Below are 3,117 nucleotides of genomic sequence, written 5' to 3' on the forward strand. Positions count from 1 at the left end.
AAAGATAAACCTAAAGCATCTTTTCTAGCTTTTCTCCAAGCACAGACAGGACAAAATCGATTTTTACAAGAATTAGCTTTATATAATTTCTGTTTTTCTAAAGTTTTATCAGCTACAAAAGACAGAAATGTATTGCAATCTTTAACTAAATCCATTTGATTCTCTCCAATATGACGTTTAATAAATTTCTGAAATACTTGATTTCTTTGTTTTTTCTCAGTATACTTTTCCATGTTATAACACATAAAAACAACTTAGTTTTCACAAACTATGACAATAAAAAAAGTTGCTTTTTCCCCTTTCTATGTATGTTTTTTACTAGTCATTTAAAACGATACATTAATAGGTACGGAAAAGCAACTTTTTTTATGCTTAAAACCAGTCATATCAATAACTTAAGGGTAACTAGCCTCGCCGGCAATAGTTACCCTTATTATCAAGACAAGAAGAAACTCGTTTTCAACTCGTTTCTAAAACCTTAAATATCTAAAATCAATTATTAACTGCGACCCAAATTTCACTATAAGCATTATCTCTATCTGAATCATTAAATTTAGTAAAAGAAAACATTGGTACATTAGCTAATTTATATTCTGTTTCTGGCAACCATTCAGAATAAATTTTAGCATATGTGTCTTGTAAAACTTTTGGAAATTTACCTTCATTTTCAAAGACTATCCATTTACTTTCATCAATATTTATAACATCAAGTTGATCGCTTATATTGTTTTCTGTTGTTATAACACCAATCATATGAGTTAAATAACCCTCTTCTTTAATAAAATTCTCATCAGCATCATATGAAACATTTACAATTTCTTTAGGTTCAATGTTTTGTAAATTATTCATTTCTTCTTTTTGTATATTAGTAATACTATTTGCTAGTTCTTCAATTTCATTGTTAACACCCTCGTATTGCATACGAACACGTTTTTTTACGCCTACTATATTAATTTTTGGCAAATCTACAATTCTAGTTTTCATGCCTATTCCTCCTTTAACATTAATAGCAAATGAAAGTTTCGGATATGAAATTAAAACTTGTTTTTCATATATTTGAGATGGTAAATACCCACTCCAATCTCTAAAAGACTTTGTAAAACCATCAATTGAATATCCATATTTTATAGCTACACTCGTTACTGATTCTTTATTTAATAAATCTTTATTAGCAAAATACAATTTTCTTTTTTTTATATACTCAGATAAACCGATACCAGTAAGAAATATAAACAAATTTCTATAATGCTGCTCAGGTAAACCAACAAAATTCGCTATATCATATAAATTTAAATCGTTTGTTAAATTCTGATCTATATAATCTATAGAATTATTTAAATTTTTTAATATCATATCCATCACCTTTCAATCCTATAGTAATCAATAATCAAAGAACTAACTCGATAATTTATATATAACAATTATCGAATAAAAAATAATTGCTTTATTCCAATTGCTTTATTGACGTTGAGCCTCGGAACCCTTAACAATCCCAAAACTTGTCGAATGGTCGGCTTAATAGCTCACGCTATGCCGACATTCGTCTACAAGTTTAGTTAAGGGTTCTTCTCAACATCAATAAATTTTCTCGGCATAAATGCGTGTTCTATTTTTTATTATCGTCTTGATAGTCATAAAAATAAAACACTCCTTTTTAGCAAACTTTATCGCAATAGTTATCGCTTTACAGGTCTATTTTTCATCGTTATAATCTAGTTAAATCCCGTAAGGGCGCACTTATGCGTTCTAAAAGAACGCATGTAAAAACCATAATCGACCTTCGTCGATTTTTTTATTTCAAAATTAAAGAAACGGCTTGAGATATTCCGAGCAGTTATAAAAATTAATTTGTCTTGAATATTGCTACTACATTCTTGAAAAAGTGATGTAGATTTATAGCCCATAACTTTTTTGAATTACATCGACGATACGGCGTCGAAAGAAAAATAAATAGACCGTATAAAAGAAAAAGCTACCCCAGATAAAGTGAGGTAGCTTTTATTTTTTATGCCCTTATTTTGAATTTTAAGGGGGCATTTTAAAGATTTAGGGGTAATTCATATAGTTTTTATGCCTAAAAACTTATATAAGCTCTTAAAACGCAAATATGAGCCAAATAAATATATGCTATTTCCAAAAGCAAAAATTTGAGCAAAACCAGTGTCGATTTTTAAGACACTGCCCAGTTACATGCAAATTAAAATTTTCATGATTTTTTATAGTTCCTACCGGGTTAAAATTTGTATAACGAAAGTATAATGTTTATATAACGTTAGTATAATAAAGCATTTTAACATTATACTTTTGATAATCGTTTATCGTCGTCATCACAATAACTTTTAAAATACTCGTGCTTAATTCAACAGCTGACCTCCCAATAACTACATGGTGTTATCGGGAGGTCAGCTGTTAGCACTTATATTTTGTTATTGTTCTTCCTCGATTTCGTCTATCATTTTGTGATTAATTTCTCTTTTTTCTTGTTCTGTTAAGTCATAAAGTTCACTAGCTAAATACTCTTTTTGTTTCCAAATATAAAAAATTTGATAGATATATTCGGTTGGATCAATTTCTTTTAAATAATCTAAATGCCCATTTTTTAATTTCTTTTTAGCCTCTTTAAATAATCCAGAATAAACTAATACCTGTTTACCTTTAAGTGATTTATAGAATGCATCAAATACTTTTTGATTTATTAAATAATCACTATCTTTACCAGAATACTTAGCCATTTCATATAACTCTTTATTGTTATTTTGTCTTATTTTTTGAACTTGAACTTGTGTGATTTCTGAAATGCCCGTTACATCACGCCATAAATCTAACCATTCTTGTTGACTAATATAATATCTTTTATCTGTGAAATACGATTTATTTACTGCAATTAACACATGAAAATGAGGATTATAATCATCTCTTTTTTTATTATATGTAATCTCTAACTTACGGACATATCCCTTTATAACACTACCTACTTTTTTTCTTTTTATAAGTTTTCTAAAAGAATTATTGTAACGTTTTATTTCATTTTCTAATTCATCACTCATTACATTAGGTGTAGTCAAAGTTAAAAAGATAAATTCCTTATTTTCTTGCTGCTTAATATATTGCATCATC

General features: G+C 27.9%; 2 protein-coding genes and 1 pseudogene. All 3 read right to left on the reverse strand.

Features of this window, described 5'->3' with window-relative positions:
* A pseudogene (locus tag KA814_RS08455) lies at positions 1-233 on the reverse strand (protein rep); the annotation flags it as partial.
* A gap of 259 nt (positions 234-492) precedes the next feature.
* On the reverse strand, positions 493-1,353 hold the full coding sequence (locus KA814_RS08460; RefSeq protein WP_194375768.1) for an AraC family transcriptional regulator: 861 nt from the start codon (positions 1,351-1,353) through the stop codon (positions 493-495).
* Between the two features lie 1,073 nt (positions 1,354-2,426).
* Positions 2,427-3,117: protein rep (locus KA814_RS08465; protein WP_210122721.1), on the reverse strand; the 691-nt coding region annotated here is incomplete at its 5' end.

This window comes from Staphylococcus sp. GDY8P196P, assembly GCF_017891705.1.
Lineage (GTDB): Bacteria > Bacillota > Bacilli > Staphylococcales > Staphylococcaceae > Staphylococcus > Staphylococcus ureilyticus.